At 43.7% G+C, this 25,809-nt stretch carries 12 protein-coding genes and 2 pseudogenes; 6 read left to right on the top strand and 8 right to left on the bottom strand.

All coding sequences use genetic code 11. The features are described 5' to 3' along the window. Window positions 1–140 precede the first annotated feature (140 nt). Window positions 141–371 (bottom strand): annotated as a pseudogene (locus LC605_RS01875) (J domain-containing protein); the annotation flags it as partial. 15 nt (window positions 372–386) lie between these two features. After that, window positions 387–773, bottom strand: a pseudogene (locus LC605_RS01870) (pyridoxal-phosphate dependent enzyme); the annotation flags it as partial. On the opposite strand from LC605_RS01870, the gene LC605_RS01865 reads away from it, so the two are divergent. Continuing rightward, window positions 724–876: a hypothetical protein gene (locus LC605_RS01865; protein WP_229545881.1), complete on the top strand. Its 153-nt coding sequence runs from the start codon at window positions 724–726 to the stop codon at window positions 874–876. The pseudogene LC605_RS01870 and the gene LC605_RS01865 overlap by 50 nt on opposite strands. Window positions 877–1,372: 496 nt before the next feature. Here the strand turns inward: LC605_RS01865 and LC605_RS01860 are convergent, their stop codons facing one another. The 4 genes from LC605_RS01860 to LC605_RS01845 all read right to left on the bottom strand — a co-directional run bounded on the left by LC605_RS01860 (window position 1,373) and on the right by LC605_RS01845 (window position 6,735). Further along, window positions 1,373–3,124 carry an iron uptake porin gene (locus tag LC605_RS01860; protein ID WP_229545880.1) on the bottom strand — a complete coding sequence of 584 codons (1,752 nt, stop codon included), beginning with the start codon at window positions 3,122–3,124 and terminating at the stop codon, window positions 1,373–1,375. A 489-nt stretch (window positions 3,125–3,613) separates the two neighbouring features. After that, window positions 3,614–3,895 carry a 4a-hydroxytetrahydrobiopterin dehydratase gene (locus LC605_RS01855; RefSeq protein WP_229545879.1) on the bottom strand — a complete coding sequence of 94 codons (282 nt, stop codon included), beginning with the start codon at window positions 3,893–3,895 and terminating at the stop codon, window positions 3,614–3,616. A gap of 1,285 nt (window positions 3,896–5,180) precedes the next feature. Beyond that, on the bottom strand, window positions 5,181–5,636 hold the full coding sequence (locus LC605_RS01850) for a DUF4332 domain-containing protein (RefSeq protein WP_229545878.1): 456 nt from the start codon (window positions 5,634–5,636) through the stop codon (window positions 5,181–5,183). Between the two features lie 301 nt (window positions 5,637–5,937). Next, complete coding sequence (locus LC605_RS01845; protein WP_229545877.1) at window positions 5,938–6,735, bottom strand: PhzF family phenazine biosynthesis protein; 798 nt, start codon at window positions 6,733–6,735, stop codon at window positions 5,938–5,940. A 494-nt stretch (window positions 6,736–7,229) separates the two neighbouring features. Here LC605_RS01845 and LC605_RS01840 point away from each other — a divergent pair, with 494 nt between their 5' ends. Then, window positions 7,230–7,484 carry a hypothetical protein gene (locus LC605_RS01840; RefSeq protein ID WP_229545876.1) on the top strand — a complete coding sequence of 85 codons (255 nt, stop codon included), beginning with the start codon at window positions 7,230–7,232 and terminating at the stop codon, window positions 7,482–7,484. Between the two features lie 389 nt (window positions 7,485–7,873). Beyond that, window positions 7,874–9,256, top strand: coding sequence for an aminopeptidase P family protein (locus LC605_RS01835; protein ID WP_229545875.1), 1,383 nt, complete (start codon window positions 7,874–7,876; stop codon window positions 9,254–9,256). A gap of 124 nt (window positions 9,257–9,380) precedes the next feature. Here LC605_RS01835 and LC605_RS01830 read toward each other — a convergent pair whose 3' ends face one another. Both LC605_RS01830 and LC605_RS01825 read right to left on the bottom strand, forming a co-directional pair. Continuing rightward, the gene (locus tag LC605_RS01830; RefSeq protein WP_229545874.1) at window positions 9,381–10,076 is read right to left on the bottom strand and encodes a class I SAM-dependent methyltransferase; all 696 of its coding nucleotides are present in this window, start codon (window positions 10,074–10,076) and stop codon (window positions 9,381–9,383) included. A gap of 297 nt (window positions 10,077–10,373) precedes the next feature. Next, a complete protein-coding gene (locus LC605_RS01825; protein WP_229545873.1) occupies window positions 10,374–11,489 on the bottom strand; it encodes an iron-containing redox enzyme family protein in 1,116 nt (371 codons plus the stop codon). A gap of 672 nt (window positions 11,490–12,161) precedes the next feature. Between LC605_RS01825 and LC605_RS01820 the strand changes: the two genes are divergently transcribed. From LC605_RS01820 to LC605_RS01810, 3 genes are all read left to right on the top strand, one after another. Beyond that, window positions 12,162–16,004, top strand: coding sequence for a choice-of-anchor I family protein (locus LC605_RS01820; protein ID WP_229545872.1), 3,843 nt, complete (start codon window positions 12,162–12,164; stop codon window positions 16,002–16,004). Between the two features lie 242 nt (window positions 16,005–16,246). Continuing rightward, window positions 16,247–21,670, top strand: a complete 5,424-nt coding sequence (locus LC605_RS01815) for a phytase (RefSeq protein ID WP_229545871.1) — start codon at window positions 16,247–16,249, stop codon at window positions 21,668–21,670. A 665-nt stretch (window positions 21,671–22,335) separates the two neighbouring features. Beyond that, a complete protein-coding gene (locus LC605_RS01810; protein WP_309143253.1) occupies window positions 22,336–25,443 on the top strand; it encodes an esterase-like activity of phytase family protein in 3,108 nt (1,035 codons plus the stop codon). Window positions 25,444–25,809: the final 366 nt, after the last annotated feature.

Here is a 25,809-nt window from a genome sequence, read left to right as displayed (position 1 = left end):
TAGTCATTGGTCATTTGTAAAAAACAAAGTCCAAAAGACAAATGACAAATGACAAAAATTATTGACCACAACACTTATCAATTCCCAGGCTTTCTAAGAGTAGATCGCTGACGGCGTTGGCGATCGCTATTTAATTTGTGAGAGTCATCTTGCAGTTGTTGGTCATAATTGCGGCGATTATGATTATCGCCTAAGACCTCATAAGCTGCATTGATGCGGATAATCTGCTCGTGATCGGCTGTATCCTGATTACTGTCAGGATGAAATAACTTAACCAAGCGGCGATAAGCTTGCTTAATCTCCGCAAGGCTTGCACTTGGACTAACTTTGAGAGTTTCGTAATGGTTAGAAACGTGCTTAGAATTGACCATTAATTCAATGTAGCGCTAACTAACGCTAGTGGCTAACCTTGCATCCAGGTCTTGCAACAACGGCGTACTCAAATACCCCTCACCAAAACTCGGCTGAATCATCACAATTAAACGCCCCTTATTTTCTTGACGTTGGGCGACGCGAATTGCTGCACATAAAGCTGCTCCACTGGAAATACCAGATAGTAGCCCTTCTTCTTTTGCTAAACGCCGACTGTAGGCGATCGCTTCTTCATCGGTGACAGTAATCACTTCATCAATCAATTTTATCTTTAACACTTGGGGAATAAACCCAGCCCCAATTCCCTGGATTTTGTGGGGCCCTGGTCGTCCCCCGGATAAAACTGGGCTATTGGCTGGTTCAACTGCGATCGCCTTAGAACTAGGTTTGCGTGCTTTTACGAACTTTGGGGGTTTAAGTCAAGAGTCTCTACAGGCAGAACGTTTTGGGTCGGGGTCTAAATCCCCGTCACAAAACTTAATTACGAATTACGAATTATTTTAATCAGTTCTGCTAGACCAAAAAGCCAAAGAACTCTAGTTCCAGGCGGGTGAGGAAGCCAACAGTTAAGCTGTTTCTAAGCTTTTGTTGACACCAATGGGCAATGCCGTTGCCCCTACCAGAGTATTTGTGTCATTTTTAAAGTAAAATAGTATTAACTCAAAACTTTTAACTCACCACTCCTAACTTTTCTATTATACTCCGGTTCACTACTGGAGTTTTTCTATAGGAATCCGATTTGATTTTTGAACAAAATTAGTATTTGTAGGGTGCGTTAGCGTTTCGCGTAACGCACCACTCTTAAGGGTTTAGTGCGTTACGCTGTCGCTAACACAACGCCAGTTCGCTCAAGTCGGGAAACCCGCCCACACGACTGGCTCCCCTACGTATATTTTCAAAAATCAAATATGAGTCCTATATTGCTGCTAACTACAACAAAAAGCCCCACCTAATGGTGGGGATAAATAGAGTTCAAAATTGTTGGTGGATAGTCAACACTCTAGAAGGTGAAAGTTGTTCTCAGCGTACCGATAATTGCATCGTCGTTATCACTGTTTTGACCAGGAGAGGTCAACCAGATTACACCAGGGGTAACAGAGATGTTATCCGACACGCGATATTTGTAGAAGCCTTCAAAGTGATAGGGTATATCATTACCACCAACGAAATCTGGACGGTTAAAGGAATAGGGCTGTGCACCAGCAAAGAAACCTAAAACGTTACCCTGTTTCCCAAAATCAGCTAATGCAACCCCAGCACCGTATGACCAAGCTTCATAATCATCACCTCTACCAAAGCCACTGATATCGTGGTAAGAGACGAAGCCACTAATTGACAGTTTGTCGCTGGGTCTAAACGCAGCAGACACACCGTAGGAATTACTTGAAGATGGGTTTGCTACAGGAGGTATTGCTGCATTACCTGCTGCATTACCTAAAAAGTTAGCTTGTCTAGTACCTACTGCAACAGATCCAACTGTTCCGTCTGACGTAGAACCAGAGTCGAATAAAGCACCACTTGCGTTATATCCGTGAACGTAGGTAGCAGCTAAAGCCAAGCGATCGCCAACACTAAAGTTCAACTGTCCTAAAGCGGCATAGTCGCCGTTGGTCAGACCTGAACTAACACCAGGATTATTAGCTTCTGATGCCAAGTAACCCGCAGTGATTGAGCTATTTCCCAAGATACCGCCACCTTTACCAAGGGGTAGATTGAGCGCTATACCTGCACCGCCACCAATCCGATAGATGGGACTTTCAGAGGCAAAGGTAGATAAAGCACCGTTACCGCCGTCGGTCTTGTCAAAAAAGTAAGGATTGTTCACAGCAGCATAATGGCTGTGTCGTCCGCCACTGGCTGCGAGGTAAACTTGGGCTGGGCCTACGGGAGCTTCGTAGGTCAAACGGTCTATCTTGACAGCGTTGTTACCAGTGCTACCAACTTGAAATGTTTGTGTGCCTTCGGCAGTATTGATCTGATTACCAACATTATCAAATTGTGTAAAGGCTGTTGCATTACCTGCTGCGAGACGAGTATGTAAAACGTCTCTACCAGTGAAGCTGGTTTGCAAGTCTAAACGTACCCGATCTTGGAAGACGGTGTTGTTGTTGTCACCAGTGTTACCCCCAAACACATCACTGACGGCAAAAATAGCTTCACCGACTAGTTTTGTGGTAGTAGAGAACTGATTAGCTTCCAATTCAGCAGTCCGCGCTTCTAGGGAATCTACGCGACCGCGTAGAGTTGCTAATTCTGCGGAAAACTCTTCTTGTAACCGTTGTAAAGTAGCTAAATCTTGTTTAGTCACCAAGTCAGCTGTTGCTGTAGCAATCAATTCGTTAACCCGATCCAAACAGGCGTTCAAACCAGCAGCAAATTCATACCGGGTCAAAGCCCGATTACCGCGATAAGTGGCATTGGGATAACCTGCAATACAACCATAGCGCTCAACCAAGGACTGCAATGCTTGGAATGCCCAGTCCGTGGGTTGTACGTCGGAAAATTGAGAAACCGATGTTACTTGAGACTGAGAGTTATTTTGGTTGCCTTCGTTGCTGTAGCGATTAACTTGATCTATCGTTGTTTGAGCCAATATTTCTGGCTGTTGGGCAACTTCAGTGACACTTGCTTGTTCGGCTGGTGAGACTTCAGTGGTTGTGTTTGGAGACGCAATTGCTGTTGTCGAAACTAACAATGTTGCTCCCAAAACTGCTGGGCTAACCACCAAGGATTTCCACAATAGATTAGACATCTTTTCTTTACTCCTCACACCTTGTTTAGACAATTGGCTTCGTTGCACCTAATTCTCAAAAATGCGACATCTCATTGAAACCTGTGGATGAGGCATACTTGCCAATACTACAATTTTAGTTTTTGCAAAGCTAATAAACGATTAACTTAGGGTTAAAAACCTATGGGATTAACTTATGCAAAAACATATCTTTATATCATAACATTATAAAACATTTGATCTGGTTGGCAAGATTGGAGCGATCGCCTTAATAACTGTCACACCTACTTGTCTAAATATCTAAGCAGGGAGTAGGCTTTAGCTTATTCACTTCTGACTTGGGTAAATTACTGAAAGCTTTAGACAGTGTCGCGGTCACTTACGCTCGTTTAATAGACATCTGGTGAAATTAAATATGCGTTACCCAGAACCCTTGTTTTGACGTAGCACTGCTACGTCAAAACAATTCTTTTTCGGATATGTCTAATGTAAAATTCCAGAATAAATCACTTAGTTGATTTGGGAAATCGCCCCCGCTAGATCAAAGTCTGCCTGCGTCAACCCGCCTGCATCATGTGTTGTGAGTATAATCTTCACTTTGTTGTAAGAAATCTCTATATCTGGATGATGTCCTGCTGACTCAGCCGGCTCCACCAGCTTATTGACAAACTCAATTGCTTGGATAAAATTTTTGAATGTGCGGGTAATCTGCAACTTGGAGTCTTCAACAGTCCAACCTGACAGAACCTTTGCCTGTTCTTGAATTTCCGCTTCGGTGAGTAGTTGTGCCATATCAAAAAATTCCTACTTATATATCAATACAGTTCAGTTAAGGCTAAAACTCTTTGCCAAAGTCAATTTTTTTAACGAACCGCCTTCGCCTTAGCGTCTCCCCTTCTCCCAAAGGGAGAGGCTAGCGCCAAGGGAGAAGGACGCCAACGCGGAACGTTTCGTAAGAGTTGGACGCAAAGAAAGAGAAGAAAGAGAACAAAGAAATGCTTAACTGAACTGTATTGACTTATATATCTGTTAGAGGACGTTTGAAAAGTCCTCTTGTTGGTATCAAAAGTTCTAGATCCCCCTAAATCCTTAAAAAGGGGGACTTTGATTCTTCCCCCTTTTTAAGGGGGGTTAGGGGAGATATAAAAGTGCCTAAAGTCACAGTGAAATACTTTTCAAACTGCCTCTTAGATTTTGCATCTGACAAAGGCAAACCCCTTTTATTATTCACACAAGAAGTATGGGAGGATAGACTAAGGCATAATGCATACGCACATATTTAATCAGACTTGGTAGGTAGCCACTATTCCTCACATCTAGTCAGACCCAAAGGTTTGCTACAAGATATTTTTATTTTTAATAAAACTTAAACATACTGGCTTTGCTCATCACAGGTATCGCCATGTAACCTTTTAAAAAGCAACCATTAATAAAATAAAAGTCATTTATAAAAAACTATCCGCCCTAATTTAGATCGGATGATCTAAATTAGGGCGGTCTAGCGGGTCTTCAGGTTGCAACCAGACTGCCGGAAGGAACTCCGAGCTTGCCTAGCTACTTGAGCTAACTTAGTATCTCAAAGATGACTAAGGCTAACTTTTAGAGAACAGCCCCGGCGCACAGCCGGCTAACTGCAACCTGATGACCCATGCATTTACTACTTTCTATCATGGGCATCACCTCCTTATTGCCTAATCGGTCTTAGTCTCAAAAGGGCAGAGCATTTACTCTGGGTTTATAACCTTTACCTAACATAACATATAAATTTCGAGATATTAACCATATAGTTCCAAATCTCATAGTCAAATATAGTCAGACGTTTGAAATTTAGGTTTAAGCTACCCCAAATTCAGGATGGACATCCTTGGATATTGGGATTAGTGGCCTTGGATGTACTACCAGACATCCCCTATCCCTTGACGGGATTACTTTTTTTATTGATTAAGGTCTTCTTAATCAGTCTGAGGTAGCTTCTTACTGCTCTCAGTAGAGATTATAGCCAATAAATGGCTATATCTGAATAGATTTTGTTTAAAGTTTTCTAATACCTGTCAGCTACTCCCCAGTACTGAAGCGATTAATCGCGTATCTCCCTACTCCCGACTATTTTTGCTTGCTGACTCCACTGTTGTACTAGCTCAATCGCTGGACACAGATCTCTTCGCTGCATTGTTGCTACCTGCAAGCGCATAATTTGTTGATGCAATCTGTGAGTTGGAGTTTGAGCTAACTGCGCCACAGAAGCAATACCTGCATGGAGTAATAAACCACAATATTGTATGCCTACACTGGGAATACGTGCTAAGTCAGCTAAAGCCATCCATTTATTTACGTACTGAAGATGAATCTGTAGTTTATTTGCTAACGCTAGTCTTTCCTCTAGGGTTTTGCCTTGTTTGACTAGCGCTACTGTGCTGATAATCCCACAATTTTGCAGTTGAGATTGTTCGTCTTGGCTGAGTCCAGGTAATTGCTCAATTGGCCAGTCACGAGATTGCATAGGATTTCTACTATCTTTGTGTTTAGCAGACATTTTTAAATTTCAAATATAAACTTGTTTAAATATTGTGACAGTCGCTTCTTCGCAAAAGTACGTTTTTGCGGTTTAGTGTTTGTATTGCCGTGCCATCTGAATTCAGCCTCTTGCAATGGCATTGTTTGGAGTCACAATGGCATTGTTTGGAGTTACAATGGCATTGTTTGGAGTCACAATGGCATTGTTTGGAGTCACAATGGCATTGTTTGGAGTCACAATGCCATTGTATCGCCTAACAAAGACTTTTCAAACAACCTTTAAGGGCTAAAGTCTTAACTACAAACATTCAAAATTAGCTTCAGGTAAATAATTCGCCTCGCATCACAGTTACCGCTTGTCCGCTAAGAAAGACGCGATCGCCTCCGTCATAATACACCCTCACCACGCCACCGCGACTGGATGCCTGATAAGCCAACAGTTGATCTTTGTGCAAGCGATCGCGCCAAAAAACAGCGAGACAGCAATGAGCCGCTCCAGTCACCGGGTCTTCATTAACACCTACTCCCGGTGCAAAGAAGCGAGAGACGAAATCATATTGGGAATCAGGTGGTGTGAGGCTGGTGACAATCACACCAGAAATAGGCAACGTTTTTAGTAGTTGAAAATTAGGCTGTATTTGCCGCACTAATTCTTCAGACTCTAGTTCTACTAAATAGCCGAGAGCATTTTGGCAGACAGATTTGTATGGTACACCTAAAGCTTGTCCCAGTTCTGGAGGTGCAACTGTGGCTTGAGAGTGATTCACTGGAAAATCTAACTCAATCCATTCACCTTGTAACTTAGCAACGAGTACTCCACTTTTGGTATAAAAACGCGCAACTTCATTGGGTGATAAATGTCCCTCTGACCAAAGTACATGGGCACTAGCTAGAGTTGCATGACCACAAAGGGGTACTTCCACCGTTGGCGTAAACCAACGCAGATTGAAGCGATCGTTTTGTTTGACTACAAAAGCCGTCTCAGATAAGTTCATCTCTTGCGCGATGTTTTGCATCCAGGTATCATTTTGGGGAGTAAGCAAAACACATACAGCAGCAGGATTACCTGCAAAGGCTGTATTAGTGAAAGCATCAACCTGGGTAATGATTTGTCCCATAAAATTACTCTGAAAGTAGTATCATACGCAAGTGTCACAAAAAATAAAAGCTTTTAGTTTGTAGTCAGGGCTACCCTACGGGAACGCTCCGCGAACAGCCCGGATTTTGAGACGCACTCGCGTTGACTACAAACTCAAAATAATATGCCAGTTACGTAATATTGGTGTCAACTTAAGTTCAAACGCTAGACCTCTCCCCAAACCCCTCTCCGAAGCGGAGAGGGGCTTTGAAGATTGACTCCCCTTCCCTTGTAGGGAAGGGGCTGGGGGTTAGGTCTGAGAGGGGAGATTTTGTCAGTAGACAAAAGCGGGGTCGGGTTGCGAGGGTATAATTAGTAATTGAGTAGGCTTGGTATAACGCCATTGCAAGGGTTTCACGTTAAGTTGACACCAATGGTTGCGTAAGTCCTATTCTGATTTTTCTCAAAAAGATTCGTAAAAACTGCGGTAAAAATAGAATGAAATAGCTCTACTCTACATCCAACCCCAAATCAATGTTGAATCCAAATGGAAACTTAACGATAAAAATCTTCAGAAGCATCTTTGCTGCTGTCAACTTAGCGCTGATTTTTGGAGGATTAGTTAGTTGTGGTGTTCAAGCACCGCAGCCACCAGCTCCAACTGAGCAACAAAAACCAGTCCTACAGCCTAACCAGGAACAACAGAACGACAAAGATGACGACGACAAAGATGGCGACGACAAAGATGGCGATCGCAAAGATGGCGACGACAAAGATGATAACGACTAAATAAAGCAGGACTTACGCAAAATCATGAAAAAACGAACCGCAAACGCGAGTGCGTCTACCCCTGGGAGAAGGACGCAAAGGAGAGGCAGCGCGGTCTTCTCCCAAGGGGAGACGCTTTAGCGCATGGGGGTTTCCCCCATGAGCGACTGCCGTCACAAAGGAATAAGGTTTTACAGAGTTATTGCGTAAGTCCTATAGGAATCCGGTTTGATTTTTGAACAACATTAAGTATTTGTAGGGTGCGTTAGCGACAGCGTAACGCACCATTCTTAAGGATTCGGTGCGTTACGCGAAACGCTAACGCACCCTACATATCTGTTCAGAAATCAAATAGTAGTCCTATATAAAGGTAAAAGTATCACCTTTATCCTTTTTTTGAGTTTAGATTTATGCTGATCCAACAAACTTCTAGTTCTCTGATCGATACATTACGCCAGCGACGGGAACAACTAGCCAATCTGATTGATTTCCCGGCAATTCTGTGGTCAGGTAGCAACAGTCCGCGCAACTTTCCTGCAAATTCCCTTCCGTTTCGTGCTAGCAGTCACTTCCTCTATTTCGCCGGACTGCCATTATCAAAGGCGGTAATTCGTCTAGAAGCAGGTAAGTTAGAACTATTCATCGACGATCCGTCACCCAGCAGTGGGCTTTGGCATGGAGAAATGCCAACGCGCGAGGAAATAGCGCTACATATTGGGGCGGATGTTGCTCGACCAATGGCAGAATTAGAGTCTTGGATAGAAGATGCTGCCACACTTGCTGTACAAGATGCTGCTACTTGGACGCAACAATCGCAGCTATTAAATAGATGGGTTTTACCACAGAGTCCTCCTCAAGGAATTGACTTGGAGTTAGCTAAGGCGATCGTTTCTGTGCGCCTCACTCACGATGATGCGGCATTAACCGAGTTGCGAAAGGCTGCGGCTGTCACCGTTGAGGCACACAAAGCTGGTATGGGTGCAACATCGAAAGCGAAACTCGAAGCAGAAGTTCGTGCAGCGATGGAAGGGGTAATTATTGCCCACAATATGACCACTTCCTACAATAGTATTGTCACAGTTCACGGTGAAGTTTTGCATAACGAGCAGTATCACCATCCCCTGCAACCAGGTGACTTACTCCTTGCTGATGTTGGCGCTGAAACGGAGACGGGTTGGGCAGGTGATGTCACTCGCACGTGGCCAGTTTCCGGTAAGTTTTCATCTACCCAGAGAGATATTTATAATATTGTATTGGCAGCCCATGATGCTTGCATTGCCAAAATACACCCTGGTGTAGAGTATGGGGATATCCATCTGCTAGCTGCTACGGTGATAGCTGAAGGTTTAGTAGAGTTAGGAATTTTACAAGGAAATCCCCAAGATTTAGTAGAGATGGATGCCCACGCCTTGTTTTTCCCTCATGGTATCGGTCATCTATTGGGTTTAGATGTCCATGATATGGAAGATTTGGGCGACTTAGCAGGTTATGAAGAGGGACGTGAAAGGAGCGATCGCTTTGGCTTAGGCTACCTGCGTTTAAATCGTCCCCTGCGTCCGGGAATGTTAGTCACAATTGAACCTGGTTTTTATCAAGTACCAGCAATTTTCAATGATGCCAGTGTTCGCTCAAAATATCAGAGGGTAGTGAATTGGCAGCGTTTATCTGAATTTGCTGATGTGCGTGGAATCCGCATTGAAGATGATGTTTTAGTTACTTCAAATGGGAGCGAAGTTTTAACAGCCGCATTACCGAATGATGCCGATACTATAGAAAATCTAGTCAATGGCTGAGAACCATAGTCCTGTAGAGACGTTGCAATGCAACGTCTCTACACTGTCCACTGCACAAGGGTTTTAGTCTTATCCCAAGGGTATTGCACCATAGCTGCCTTGTCTTGTAAATTGTTCTCGATTTTCACAAACTAGTCATAACCTGAGCTAATTGATTAGATAAATCAATTACAGACGAATGGCATTTTTTAAATAAAACACCAGCTAAAAAATAATAATCGCCAGAATAAAATGCCATCTGATTTTTTCGGAGATGTTTGATGTGTTTCTTTACCTTGGGATCGGAGCTATAATAGCCAAACTGCAAAGGTAATACCATGAAGTTTTGAACATAATAACCATTTTCTTTTGCTAGGTTTAGGGTACTTCTTGGATTAGAAAAGCTAGATATTAAAACCAAGACATTTTCATAACCTAACAACAAAAGCTCGTTAGTAATTGTGGCTCCATCTACGCCCCCAAATAAGAGTGGCATATAGATATCGTTATCAGGTGCAGGGAGATAGGGCGGATTGGCTACAAGATACTCGGCATTGGGTTGAGAAGAATTAAACAAAGATGAATTATGGATAACGTATTTATTAGTGAGATTGTATTCATCAATGGTTGAATTTGCGACTTTCCATGCAGAAGTATTTAATTCAAATCCTTGGATGACTCCATCAAAGTTGTTCCTCAACAAGGAATTAATTACAGGGCTGCCATCTCCTGAGCCAAACTCCACAATAGATTCGGAATTCTTACAATTTCTCAGAACAAAGTTCTCTAAGCAATTGGAGTAAAAATTAGATTCTTCCGGACAAAAAAAGATGTCTTTCATTTGACTACAATTCAAGGTGTAAGGTATAATCAATGTAATAGAAGGTTATTTGTTGCCCTGTATTCAGTCCATAAAAAACTGTTCCTTTAGCAAAGGGTTACTAAAGAAATGAGTTTGCAGGTGAATAAGCAATAAAATGACTTAGAAATGTCAAATTAAAACGCTAAGAATAACCTGCTATTTCTAATTTTTGCGATTGATTCTGGGGCAGGACTTACGCAAAATAATGAAAAAACGAACCGCAAAGACGCGGAGGACACAAAGGAATAAGAGTTTCAGAGAGTTATTGCGTAAGTCCTATGGGAGTAAAGTGGTTTTTTCTGCTTCACATATTGATCGCACAACAGCCCTCGCTGCGCGATCGCCCATTAGTTTCTCCTGGTCATAGCCAAGGAGGAGTTCCCACGCATCATTGGGATAGCGTTCTGCCAAAGACAAAGCTACATCATCTAACATCCAACGACCGTGGCGTTCATCTTCTCTGATGTGCAGTTCCCAATAACCCATCGCCGCCTCTGACAGTTCTAGTCGTTGCGCCGCCGCCAGATAGTTTTTGTAAGCCGCAGGGCCAGCCACCTCAAAATATGTCAACGCGCCACAATAACGTAGAAAATAGCGTTTGCGATCGGTAGTCAAAAAGTTATGATTATCGCAAGCTAAGACTTCCCAGGGTACTAAATCGAAGTATCCTTCTGGTTGGGTGTTCATCCCAAACTCAGCCAGCATTTGAGCAAAAAATGTCGAGTGCTTGCGGGATAAACGACCATTGCCGTATTCTTCTAGTAGTACTCGCACCAACGTACACTGCACTTCATTAGCAGCACCACCCAATACGTGGCAAAGACGACTACCTTCAACCAAACCATCAAAGGAGCCGATGGCTAGCAAGTGAAGATAGCCAGCTTCAGTCATTTCCTCTCGGATATAGCGGCTACTCTCCGACAACGGCGGATTTAAATCGGCAGATGTGCGCTCAATTAAAGCTTGTTTTACATCCAATTGTTGTAGTGCAGCCACATCCAATTGTGCCAGTTCCCAGTGTTGCCAAGCAGATTCAATTTGGTCACGATATGAGTACAAATACAGCGATCGCTCATTGGTGTAGTTCTGCAAATCGTCGTACCAGAACAGCTTTAGCCGATTGATTCGATAAAGTATTCGTTGCAGAAAAAGGTGAGCTTGTTCATCAGAGCGATCCTTTCCATAAGCAGCGCCAATTGCCATCGAGAGCGTCTGTTCAAACTCACTAGTTCTTGTAGGGTTTAGATCCAGTTTAGTGTCCAAATCCTCCATTGCTAGCAGTTCTATAAATTGCTCCTCGCCACGGTCGTACTTGGTAATTGTTCTTTCTTGAGTTTGTGTGCTATTTTTTGCAGCCTCAGCCTTAGGAAATATAACTAAATTGCTTTGCATGAAATCTTTGGTAGCTAGAAATTACTTTCACCTCTTATATCTAAGTTTCCATACAGTAGCTTTCTCTACCTCTTTCCCTGGTTATAAACAAAGATTAAGTTTCAAAGGTTGCACATTTGGGATGCTCCCGCAGGCCAGTAGCCCTTTCAAGGTGACTTGAAAAATCTCTTTTTTTCTCTGTGTTCTCTGTGCCTCTGCGGTTTAAAAGTAATTTATCTAACCACAGAGACGCAGAGAACACAGAGGTAAGAGGTTAAAGAGAAATTTTTGGAACAAAATTTTTACTAGTTTTTAGGACTTGTGTTGCCCTAACTATTTGTTGTTTTAACCTCTTGCTAGCGGTTTCTTAACGTTGTTGAGATAACTTGAGTTTGCTCAATATAAATTAACACTAGTAAAATAAGTAGCTTTTTTAACTAGAAAATAGTTTTTTTAATGGTGATATTGCGATTGTCAATGGGAGTTGATTACAGTTGCAAATTATTGCTGAACATAAGTAGGTTGGCGCAATTAAAGTTAACTGGCTAAGGCTGTCCTTTGTCATTGGTCATTAGTAAATGATTTTAAGCTTATTTATGTTTCGTAACATAATTGACTTTTTTCGCACCAACGTACTTAGGCTTTTCGGGCGGTTCTCAAACAATACAAAGTCAATTGAAGGAGACGTTATTAATGGCTTTGACACAAGGCGATAATAGTGACCACACTACTACAGTTCCAGACACTACAAACTTGGCGATCGCCAGTGTAAATCCCACAGTCAACTTATCTGTCAACACTAACTCCAGCTTTTTGCAGAAAATTGGGGGCTTCACCAGTACCAATGGAGCTGAAATATCCGCCTTTGATTCTGGAAGCGATCGCCTGTTTGTCGTTGCGGTTAGCATAGTTGAAATTTATAGTGTCAGCAATACAGGGGCGCTGACCTTGACTGGTTCTTTGACAACAGGATTTACCCCCCCCGCAGGTACACAAGCTATTCCCAATAGTGTTGCGGTGAAAAACGGCATTGTCGCAGTCGCCTACGCGGTTCAAAACACCACCACAAGCGCCCAACAAACAGGACAGGTGAGTTTTTATAATGTTGCCGGTAAATTCTTAAACTCGGTAGCAGTAGGTGCATTACCCGATATGCTCACCTTTACGCCTGATGGCAAAAAGGTATTAGTAGCAAATGAGGGAGAACCCAACAGCTACGGGCAACCAAATTCAGTAGATCCTGAAGGTTCAGTCAGTATTATTAACATTTCCCGTGGCGTGGCGAATGCAACCGTTGCCCAAGCCTCATTTACTAGCTTCAATAGCCAGATTGCCACACTCAAAGCCGCAGGTGTGCGGATTACTGGGCCAGGCTCGACAGTGGCACAAGACTTAGAACCAGAATACATTGCTGTATCTCCAGACGGTCAAACTGCAAGGATTACGTTGCAAGAAAATAATGCGATCGCGATTCTGGATATAGCCAGTGCTACCATTACCAGTATTTGGCCTCTGGGTGCGAAGAATCACAATCTCCCAGGTAAGGGATTAGATGCTAGCGATCGCGATTTAACCAGCAGTAGTGGTAAAATTAATATTCAGAATTGGCCAATATTTGGGTTATATCAACCGGATGCGATCGCTAGCTTTACCGCTAACGGACAAACTTACTACATCACCGCTAACGAAGGAGATTCCCGGGACTACACTGGTTTTAGCGAAGAAATCCGGGTGGGCGCAGCTGGATATGTTTTAGATGCAACTGTTTTCCCCAATGCAGCAATTTTAAAGAATAATGCCAATCTGGGACGGTTACAATTAACCAACGCCACAGGAGACACAGACAAAGACGGAGATTTTGATCGGATCGAAGCATTTGGGGCGCGTTCCTTTTCGATTTGGGACGCAAGGGGCAATCAAATATTCGACAGTGGCGACCAATTGGAACAAATTACGGCAACCAAAGTACCAACCCTGTTTAACTCAGATGGTACAGTTGCTACCTTTGACAGCCGCAGCGATAACAAAGGGCCTGAACCCGAAGGTGTGGTAATCGGAGTCATCAACAACCGCACCTATGCTTTTATTGGTTTAGAACGTACTGGCGATGTCATCGTCTACGAGGTGACAAATCCGCAAGCGCCAACCTTCGTTGAATATATCAACACTCCCGAAGATATTGCGATCGAAGGGCTAACCTTTGTTTCGGCGGCTGATAGTCCCACAGGCAAACCTTTATTAGTTACTACGAACGAAGTCAGCAAGACGGTTGCGATGTTTGAAATCACTCCATCTGTTCGGATTAGCGACATTCAGGGAACGGCACATATTTCATCCTTGAGAAATCAGACCGTTAGCAATGTACCAGGAATTGTCACAGTTGTAAAATCTAATGGCTTCTACTTGCAAGACCCCAACCCAGATAGCGACGATCGCACTTCCGAAGGCATTTTTATCTTCACCTCATCAGCACCAACTGTGCAAGTGGGTGACTCAATATTAGTTGACGGTATGGTGAGCGAGTTTCGACCTGGTGGTGCTAGTGGTGCTAACAACCTGACTACCACTCAGATTACTAGCCCGACAATTGTGAAACTATCCAGTGGTAATGCTTTGCCATCTGCCACGATTCTGGGTAATGGCAACAGAACCATCCCAAGGACGGTAATCGATAACGACACTACTGGTAATATCGAAACTGGAACGACCACCTTTGACCCTGCCCAAGATGGCATTGATTTCTACGAAAGCTTGGAAGCAATGGTGGTACAGGTAAATAATCCTGTAGCAGTGAGCCAGACTAATTCTTTTGGAGAGATTTGGGTGTTGGCAGACAATGGCGCTAATGCCACCAAACGCACAGCGCGTGGTGGTATCGTGATTAGTCCCAATGATTTTAATCCAGAGCGGATCCAAATTGATGATACCCTATTTACCTCTGGTAGCTCACCCCAGGTTAATGTCGGTGCTACTCTCGCCACGATTACGGGTGTGGTCGATTATAGCTTCAATAACTATGAAGTTTTGCCCACCTCAGTGAGTGTTACTTCTAACAGACTCCGCAGGGAAGTCACAGCCCTAACTTCCACCACTGACCAACTGACAGTTGCTACCTACAACGTCGAAAATCTTGATCCAGGTGATGGTGCAACCAAGTTTAACAACCTTGCCAACCGGATTGTTAATAATCTCAAATCACCAGACATCATTAGTTTGGAAGAAATTCAGGATAATAACGGGCCGACAAATGATCGCGTAGTTGATGCCAGCACCACCTTCCAAACATTAATTAGGGCAATTACTGCTGCTGGTGGCCCTACATATCAATATCGCCAAATTAACCCAGTGGACGATACCAATGGCGGTGAACCTGGTGGAAATATCCGGGTGGGCTTCTTGTTTAATCCCAGTCGTGTCAGCTTTGTAGATCGCCCTGGTGGTACTTCCACCTCCAGCACCACAGTTAGCAACATTTCTGGTGTTCCCACAGTTTCTAATAGTCCTGGTTTGATTGACCCCACCAACTCGGCCTTTACTAGCAGTCGCAAGCCGTTAGTTGGTGAATTTACTTTCAACGGTAAAACTGTTTATATAATTGGCAACCACTTTAATTCTAAAGGCGGCGACCAACCGCTATACGGGCCGAATCAACCGCCAACCCTCACTAGCGAAGTCCAGCGTCAGCAACAAGCTACGTTGGTGAAAAACTTTGTTCAAAGTATTTTAGCGATCGACCCCAATGCCAATGTAGCAGTAGTGGGGGACTTGAATGACTTTGAGTTTTCTACCCCTGTCAGCACCCTAGAAAGCGCTGGACTGACTTCCTTAATTGAAACTCTGCCTCGAAATGAGCGTTATACCTATAACTTTCAAGGTAATGCCCAAACACTTGACCACATTTTAGTAAGTAGCAACTTGCTTAACAAGCTAGATGGGTATGATGTAGTTCATGTCAACTCCGAGTTTGCCGACCAGGATAGCGATCACGACCCAAGTGTGGCTCGATTTAATCTCCCTAGAAACATAGCTGGGAGCGATCGCCTGATCGGCACTAATGGCAATGAGTTAATCGACGGTGGATCAGGCAATGATTACCTTGATGGCAAGACAAGTGCCGATATACTCCTTGGGGGCGATGGCGATGACACCATCTTAGGCGGACTTGGCAGTGACACCCTTTCTGGAGGCAAGGACAATGACCGCCTCATCGGTTGGGGGGGTGGCACAAGGGAAATTGACCTACTCAAAGGCGATCAGGGTGCAGATACTTATGTCTTGGGTGATACCAGTTCCGTTTTCTATGCCAGTTCCGCTAACGGCGACTATGCCGTTATTGCCAGCTTTCAGGCTCAGGATAAGATTGAACTCAAGGGATTTGCTAACAATTATTCACTCAGGTCTGCATCAGCCGTGTCTGGCAAAAAGTCTGCTGTCGGCATCTTTACCAGCAATGGAACAGAGTTAATTGCTGTTGTTGAAGATGGGTTAAAGCTAAAGACGAATTTGGCAAGCGATACTAGCTTTGTCTTTGTTTAACGCAGATTCAAGCAATCGTCCTTTGGGGAAACTTGAGGGCGATCGCTTGGCGTCAGCAAGTTGGCGCAAAAAACCTAAATATAGTGAAAAAGAGACGTAGCAGTGCTACGTCTCTACAAGGGTTCTGGGTAAGGCATATTTAATTTCACCAGATGTCTACTTGGAACCGAGATTTCGCAACAAATCCCCATTCCCAATTTTCAAAGCAGTCTCATATCTGGAATCTATCTCAGAATTCAACTATGGTAACTACAAGCACAATTCGCTTTTCTCAGTTCAATGCTTCCCTAAATCGCAACGCGGAATCTGGGTTAGTAACCGACCTGTCTACCCAGGGCAATGCTCAAGCAAAGGCGATCGCCGAAATCATCCAGCGTAATAACCCGGATGTGCTGCTAATTAATGAGTTTGACTACTCCCCAGAGGCCGTTCAACTATTCCGGCAAAATTATTTAGCCATCAGCCAAAATGGTGCAACTCCCGTTGACTACCCCTACTTCTATATCGCTTCTTCCAACACGGGTATTGCCTCTGGCTTTGACTTGAATAACAACGGTACAACAGTTACAACCCCGGGCGCAGTCGGATACGGCGATGATGCCTTGGGATTCGGTAATTTCCCTGGTCAATTCGGGATGTTGCTGCTGTCCAAATATCCCATTGACACTGCCAACATCCGCACCTTCCAAAACTTCCTCTGGAAGGATATGCCCAATGCTTTGCTTCCTGATGATCCCACAACACCACAGGCAAATGATTGGTATTCCGAGGAGGAACTGGCAGTTCTACGGCTTTCTTCTAAAAGTCACTGGGATGTCCCCATCCAGGTGAACGGTGAGACAATTCATGTCCTCGCCAGCCACCCCACACCCCCAGTATTTGATGGGACAGAAGACCGCAATGGTAAGCGCAACCACGACGAGATCCGTTTTTGGGCAGACTATATTACCCCTAGTAAAGGTAATTACATTTACGATGACGAGGGGAAAACAGGTGGTATTGCTTCTGGGTCAAGCTTTGTGATTGCCGGTGATCAAAATGCAGATCCGTTGGATGGTGATAGTTTTGACAATGCTATTCGCCAATTGTTGCAAAATCCTGGTATTAATACTAATGTTATTCCTAGTAGTCTGGGTGGCCCCCAACAAGCAAATTTACAAGGTGGTGCAAACGCTAGGCAAAAGGGTAATCCTAGCTTTGACACCGCCGACTTTGCTGACACGGCTCCCGGAAACCTACGGACTGACTATGTGCTACCCTCCTCTGACCTGACAATTGCCAATTCTGGGGTATTTTGGCCTCTAAATACCGATTCGACGTTTCCCTTGGTAGGTACTTTTCCCTTCCCCAGTTCTGACCATCGCTTGGTGTTCGCAGATGTGCAAACTGGCGCAACGGAACCAGGTAAAACCATTCCTAATATCGGATTTTTGAGACAAGGTACTTTTGTGACTGGCTTTATTCCTGCTGGCGTGGCGGGAAGTGTGAATGGGGTACAGACTCCCGTGGGCGGATTATCTGGTGTCACTTACGATGGTGTTAACAACCGCTACTACGCGATCTCAGACGATCGCTCGCAAGTTGGCCCTGCCCGCTTCTATACTTTCACTACGGATACCCAGGTGACTTTTACCAATGTCACACCCCTAAAAGATACCAACGGCAACTTTTTTGCCATCAACACTATCGACCCTGAAGGTATTGCTTTAACTAAGAATGGGACTGTTTTCATCTCTTCAGAGGGTGAAGTTAATCTTGGCACAGGTCGCGTTAGCAATCCCTTTATTAAAGAGTATTCGCTGACCACAGGGCAAGAAGTAGGATCCCTACTTGTGCCCAGAAAGTTTTTGCCAGTAGTTGAGGATACCAACGGCAATGGTATTGTCGATGGGAATGATACGCAAACATCAGGTGTTTACAATAACTTAGCATTTGAAAGCCTCACCATCACACCCGACCAGAAAACCCTATTCACCGCCACCGAAAACGCCCTTTCTCAAGATGGATTAAAGGCTTCACTCAGCAGTGGCAGCCGTTCCCGAATTTTGCAATACAATTTGGTTACTGGACAACCAGAAAAAGAATACCTTTATATTACAGATGCGATCGCCCAACCGCCCAACCCTAGTACAGGTTTTGCTGACAATGGTTTAGTGGATTTACTCGCCATCGATAATCGTGGCACATTACTGGCCTTAGAACGTTCCTTTGCACAAGGTGTAGGCAACACCATCAAAATCTACGAAATTTCTTTGCAAGGTGCAACAGACATTAGTTTCTACGATTCTCTCAATAATTTAAGTGCCCAACAACTAAGGACAATTGCACCCGCCCAAAAGCGCTTACTGTTAAATTTAAATGACTTAAACTTGCCTAACGGTACAGATAACATCGAAGGTATTACCTTTGGCCCCAAACTAGCAGATGGTCGTCAATCCATTGTGCTGGTGAGTGATAACAACTTCAACCAGAGCCAATTTACCCAAATTCTCACTCTAGATGCAGACTTAGTTCCTACTGCTGCACCCACAGTAGAAACCCGCCCTGATTTGTTGGATGATGAAATACTCCCGGTGGATCAACGTGCTGATGCTGATGATCCTGCCATCTATGTTAATGCCACAAATGCTGCCGATAGCCTAGTATTGACCTCAGTCAAAAATGCCGGACTCCGGGTTTATGATTTGTCTGGTAATTTGTTACAGACAGTTAATCCTGGTGGTATTCGCTACAACAACATTGACCTGCAATACGGTTTTAAATTAGGCAATCAATCTGTTGATATTGCCGTAGCTAGCGATCGCGGCAATGATCAACTAGCAATCTTCAAAATTAATCCCAACCCTACCACCCCCGGTAACTACCTGGAAGATATTACCGACAGCAGTCTGGGAACCCTCTTCCAAGCAGCACCTTTTTCAGAACCTTATTCCTCATCTTCTCGGAGTGCTTACGGGCTGGCATTATACCGTAGCCCAATCACCAATGATTACTATGTCTTTGCCAATCGTCGAGAAACCGGAGATGTTGCTCAGTTTAAACTGATTGATCAAGGTAATGGCAAAATTGGCATTGAACGGGTACGAGAATTTACTGTACCGACAATTGGCGATGGCGATCCGCAAACAGAGGGTATGGTAGTAGACCAGGAAACTGGCTTCCTCTACATCGGACAGGAAAATGTCGGTATTTGGAAGTTTCAAGCAGAACCAAATGGTGGCACAACTGGTAAGCTAATTGATCAAGTCAGAGATTTAGGTGGTAATTATCTCACCGATGACGTAGAAGGATTGACCATTTACTACGGCAAAAATGGCACAGGCTACTTGCTAGCATCTAGCCAAGGTGACAACACCTTTGTTGCCTACACTCGTGAAGGTAACAACGAATACGTGGGTAACTTTGCTATTGGTAACAGTGGGGCAATTGATAGCGTACAAGAGTCAGATGGTGCAGATGTCATTAACCTGCCACTAGGGCCTAACTTCCCATTTGGTTTATTTGTCACTCAAGATGGCTCCAATGAACCTGCCAAAATAGTCAGCGATGAAGGTGAAGAAGAGAACATCAATTCTAACTTCAAGCTCGTACCTTGGGAAAATATTGCCAATGCCTTCCCCAATTCTCTAACTATTGATACCACTAGTTACGATCCACGTCATCCTGTTGCTCAACCCAAGCTGACTATTTATGAATTTGAAAACCTACCTAAGTTAGGCACAACCTCTAAAGGTGAAGATATTTTCTTAGGTGGTTTCTCTGGATTGTATTTCCAAGGGTTTGCAGCAAATGGGAACTTAAAATTGGTCACCAACACAGACCGTGGCCCCAATGGAGATTCTAATGGTTCAAACAGACCATTTTTCTTACCCAACTTCCAGCCAGAAATAGTTAGTTTTGAACTCAATCGCACCACGGGCGAAATCAGCATTACCAAGAGAACGGGATTATTCCGCCAAGATGGGACGACACCATTAACTGGACTGCCTAACTTGCAAGGTGTAGCCAACGGTTTGGCTTACACGGATGAAATTGCCGTTGATTTAGACAACAATGTTCTCCCTAAGGATCCTTTAGGTGCTGACCTCGAGGGAATTGTCGTTGCAAAAAATGGTGATTACTGGATGGTAGATGAATATCGTCCGGCAATTTACCACTTTGATGTTAATGGTAAACTCATTGACCGCTTTATCCCTCAAGGAACTGCCACAGCACCCAACCCAGATCAACCATCTGGAACTTTTGGCACTGAGGTATTACCAGCAGTTTATGCCCAACGCCGCAATAACCGGGGATTTGAAGCTGTAGCACTTGAAGGTAATAAATTATATGCCTTTATTCAGAGTGCCATCGATAATCCCGATGTTGCCAATGATGCGACTTCCAAAGCTTCTCTTAACCTGCGGATTCTAGAGTTTGATATTGTCACCAAGCAGGTAACAGGAGAGTATTTATATCTCCTAGAAGGTCTACCGGCAACCGATAAGATTGGTGATGCAGTCTCTTTGGGTAAGGGCAAATTTGCGATCGTTGAACGAGACGACAATGGTACATCTGCTGGTAATAAACTAATTTACCAAATTGATTTAGCCGGGGCGACCAACATCAACAACCCTGCTAACTTTACTTTGCCAGTTGGTAAAACTATTGAACAACTTACCTCTACGGAGTTAGCTGCTGCCAATATTACCCCTGTCACCAAGAGTTTAATTGCTAATGCTGCTCAGTTGGGTTACACGGGGGTGGAAAAACTGGAAGGTCTAGCGCTGGTAGCACCCAACACTCTAGCCCTGATTAATGACAATGACTTCAATGTTACGGGTAATACGGCTGCTCAAAAACTTGGCATTCTCGAATTACCCAATAACCTAACAGTTGTAAAGCCTACTTTCCCAAAGGGTTTTGGTTCTAGCAACAGTGATACTGTCAATCTTCAGCCAAGACAATTCTTTAGTGCAGGTGATGGAGCAGACTTTGTAGAGGGTGCAAAAGGTAACACAATCGTGGGTGGAAACGGTGATGACACGGTGCTTGGAGGGAGTAACTCTTCACTATCTGGGAATCACGGTAATGATCAGATATTTATTGGTCAAAATGGCTCGGCTAAAAATACCAGTGCTGATGGTGGCAATGGTGATGATCTGATTGTGGTAGTGAAAGCTTGTGGTAGTAATAATTTGTTTGGGGCAACCGGTGATGATACTCTCACAGTAATTAAAGGTTCTCGTCAATCATTATTTGGTGGCTCAGGCAATGATACCCTTAGCAGTGGCGGTAGCAATAACTATCTCTACGGTGGTTCTGGAGATGACAAACTCTTCTCTAATATCAATGATTGGCTATTTGGTGGCGATGGTGATGATGTGCTATTTGCTGGTCAAAAAGGTAGCGATCGCCTGAGTGGTGGTGCTGGTACTGACCAATTCTGGATTGCTAACGCCAGTCTGCCAACTAGCAAGAGCATTGTAACTGATTTGGCGATCGGTATTGACAAAATCGGGCTAGGCGGTATTGGTGTTACTCAGTTTAGTACCCTGACACTATTGCAACAGGGTGGTGACACCTTAGTGAAAATCGGCAATACAGAGTTGGCTTTATTAATTGGAATTACATCAATAAGCCTCACAGTAAATGACTTTGTTTTCTCTATTAGTGTCGTGACTTAGTAGACCTCTTGCAAAAGTCACTAACACCCCACCCCCAACCCCTCCCCGCTTGCGAGGAGGGGAGACAAAGGGTGGCTTTGGCGGGGTGGGGTTCTTATTTTTGACATACAGTTCAGACCTAACCCCCAGCCCCTTCCCTACAAGGGAAGGGGAGTAATATTCAAAGCCTCTCTCCTTTTAGGAGAGAGGTTTGGAGAGAGGTCAAACTGTATTGCATCCAAGCGAGAACCGCTATAAATTAGACTTTTAAAACATCCTCTAACGAGACCCACTCGCGAATGCGGCTCGTTAAAAAAATTGACTTTGGCAAACAGCTTTTACGATTTTTCAAACAACCTCTAAGTGGATTTTAATAATTTCTTGCGTTTAGCTTATTCTTTTCTTAATCTTCTAATGAAAATATCTTTAGAGCTAAGTCATCTCATAATTCCTATCGACAAATTTAAATTCTGAATCTCAGTTTTGCATACTCATTAAGTATTCTCAGTGTTGATGACCAAATCAGACTTAACGGACTTACCCAAACTAGATTTTTGTAATTATTAAATTTACCCGTAATTCCGGTTTCTAGCTTGAGAACATGATTTATCTTTTCCACAAGTAATGCAAGTAGAGAACTTGAATACCTTGTAATGCAGTGAAATCCAAATACCCAACCAACATTAATTATGGCAATTGAGTTAGTAGGCTTTGCTTCTTTACCTGCTGATACCTATGGTGATGGGCCAGCTTCTGGTGAAAAAATTTCAGCCAATGGTAGAACCGGGCCTTTCCCAGGACAGCCAATACAGGGCTTTAGTGGTGTCCAATTTGCTAACAGTAACTCTTTCTATTTCTTGTCAGATAATGGTTACGGTAGCAAAGATAATAGTCAAGACTTTTTATTGCGGATCAATCGTCTAGACCCAAATTTTAAGGGGAGAGAAAATGGAGACGGTAGCGTTAAAGTTTTAGACTACATCCAATTGTCTGACCCTGACAATAAAGTTCCTTTCCAAATTGTGAATGAGGAAACTACTGAAAGATTACTGACTGGTGCAGATTTTGATGTAGAATCATTCGTCTTTGATCAAGACGGGACAATCTGGGTCGGAGACGAGTTTGGCCCCTACCTATTGCATTTTGATGCCAGTGGTAAGTTATTAGAGGCTCCCATCGCTACACCTGACCAATTCAAAACTCTAGATGGAGAAGCACCTAAAGTCATTGGACACAGAGGTGCTAGTGGCGATCTTCCAGAGCATACCCTGGAGGCGTACAAACGGGCAATTGAAGATGGTGCTGACTTTATTGAGCCTGACTTAGTAGTTACAAAAGATGGCGTGTTGATTGCTCGCCATGAGCCTGCTTTGGCAATTTTGAATGCTGATGGCACTGTCAATCTCAGCAATACAACCACAGACGTTTACGATATTACCAAGTATCCACAGTTTGCCGATCGCCAGAAAACTGTCAGCCTAGATGGAACTGAAATCACAGGTTGGTTTGCTGAAGACTTTACTTTAGAAGAAATCAAGACTTTAGGCGCGATCCAACGTTTACCTTTCCGCGACCAATCTTTCAATGGTCAATTTGAGATTCCCACTCTTGCAGAAATCATCGACTTGGTTAAGCAGGTAGAAGCCGAGACAGGTAAAAAAATTGGCATTTATCCTGAAACAAAGCATCCCACCTATTTTGCCGCAGAAGCTACCTATATAGGCACGACGGAAAAAATTAACAGAAACATCAGTGAGATACTGATCGATACACTCAAGGCTGAGAACTTTACGGATCCAAGTCGGATCTTTATCCAATCCTTTGAAGTCGGTAATCTCAAGGATCTCCACGATCGCATTATGCCTAATGCAGGTGTAGATATTCCACTGATTCAACTTCTAGACGCAGCTGGAATTGAGCTAAATGGTACGCTCATAGAAAGTCGTCCTTATGATTTAGAAGTCAGTAATGACCCTCGCACCTATGGCGATTTACGAACTCCCCAGGGTTTAGCTGAAATTGCCACTTATGCTGATGGTATTGGCCCTTGGAAACGAATGATTGTTAGTGTCAAAGGTACTGATGCTAATAACGATGGCTTGGCAGATGATATCAACAACGACGGCACTGTAAATGATGCTGACAAAACTTTGGTATCTCCCACTACCCTAGTTCGAGATGCTCATAATGCAGGTTTACAGGTTCATCCCTACACCTTCCGCGATGAAGACCAGTATTTAGCAGCAGATTACAAAGGTAATCCCGAACTAGAATTTCAGCAGTTCTTTCAATTAGGCGTAGATGCGCTATTTACAGACTTCCCAGCTACAGGGGATAAAGTACGAGATTTCTTGAGTGATCCTCAGAATAACTTAGTGCGATCGCCACAAAATCCCGATGTGCTTTCAGGAGATGCTTTTGCTAACTTGGGTGGCTCGAAAGGTTTTGAGGGCGGAGCAATTAACGCCAGCAAAACCAAGCTTTATATGCTGCTAGAAGGTACGGTTCAAGGTGACCCGGCTGGTGCTTTGCGGATTAACGAATTTGATATTGCCAGCCGCCAGTACACTGATAAAAAGCTATACTATCGATTGAATAATGCTGCAAATGCCATCGGTGATCTAGCAGTCATTAATGATCATGAGTACTTAGTTATTGAACGGGATGGTGGTCAGGGAACCTCCGCTAAATTCAAGAGAATCTACAAAATTGACTTGTCGAAAACAGACTCTAATGGCTATGTAGCCAAGCAACAAGTTGCAGACTTGTTAAACATCCAAGACCCCAACGACCTGAATGGAGATGGTAAAACCACCTTTGACTTCCCATTTGTCACAATTGAAAATGTTTTAGTTATTGACAAAAATACCATTTTGGTAGCTAATGACAACAATTATCCTTTCTCAACAGGTCGTCCTGGGAATGATCCTCAGAATCCAGTCATAGACAACAATGAAATTCTACTGCTGAAGTTGGACAAGCCCCTTAACCTTGCTCCTGGTTTAGGTCAGCCAAAAGCTGAAGAAATTAACTTTGGCTCCAATAACAGTGATGATATTACTGTTGGGCCAAATCAAACCTTATTCACAGGTAACGGAGGAGATTTTGTAGAGGGTAGTCAAGGTAACACAATCCTGACTGGGAATGGTGAAGACACGGTAGCGATCGGTGGTGACTCCTCGGTGTCCACAGGAGACGGTAACGATCAAGTTTTAATTGGCGCCAATGGCCCTGCTAACAACACTAGTGCTGATGCTGGTGCTGGTGATGACGAACTTACCGTAGTTGAAGCCAATGGTGGTAATAATTTGTTTGGGGCAGCAGGTAATGATACGTTGACAGTAGTTGAAGGTACTCGTCAATTGTCCCTGGGTGGATCCGGAAACGACACCCTCAAGAGTCAAGGTAACAATAACCGTCTCTACGGTGGTTCGGGTGATGATAAACTCTTTTCCAATGCTAATGATTTCCTGCTTGGTGGTAATGGTGATGATATGCTATTTGCTGGTCAAGCAGGTGGTAATCGCCTCAGTGGCGGTGCTGGTGCTGACCAATTCTGGATTGCTAACGCCAGTCTGCCAACTACCAAGAACATTGTCACTGATTTGGCGATCGGCATTGACAAAATCGGGATAGGCGGTATTGGTGTTACTGAGTTTAGTGCCCTGACACTATTGCAACAGGGTAGTGACACCTTAGTGAAAACCGCAAATACAGAGTTAGCTTCATTAGTTGGAATTATATTAACTAGCCTCACAGCAAACGATTTTGTTTTCTCTGCTGCTGTCCTTTAACCGAAAGAAATTACAGCTTCAATTCAACATTCAAAATTAGTTAAGCTGTAGCGATTTTGCTAATGCGAGGGAGTATCACTCCCTCGCTTTTTAAGTCCTAAAGCAATCTAATGTATAAAAATACACTTAGTTTCAGTATTTATTCCCTCTCTCTCTCTCTTCTCTCTGTGTCCTCTGCGCCTCTGCGGTTCGTTAAAGAAAAAGAGTTTTAGCCCTTTTGTGAACCGTATTGCTGTATAAAGAGCGATCACTGTTATTTGACCTGACTTTTCACGGTATGTGGAAAACCTCTCTCTAAATCTCTCTCCTAAAAGGAGAGAGACTTTGAATTTTCCCCCTTCCCGACTAGGGTAAGGAGGTTAATCG

The sequence above is a fragment of the Nostoc sp. CHAB 5836 genome, from assembly GCF_020829445.1.
Lineage (GTDB): Bacteria > Cyanobacteriota > Cyanobacteriia > Cyanobacteriales > Nostocaceae > Nostoc.
The sequence above is the reverse complement of the archived record's forward strand: the minus strand, read 5'-3'. Positions and strand labels throughout refer to the sequence as shown.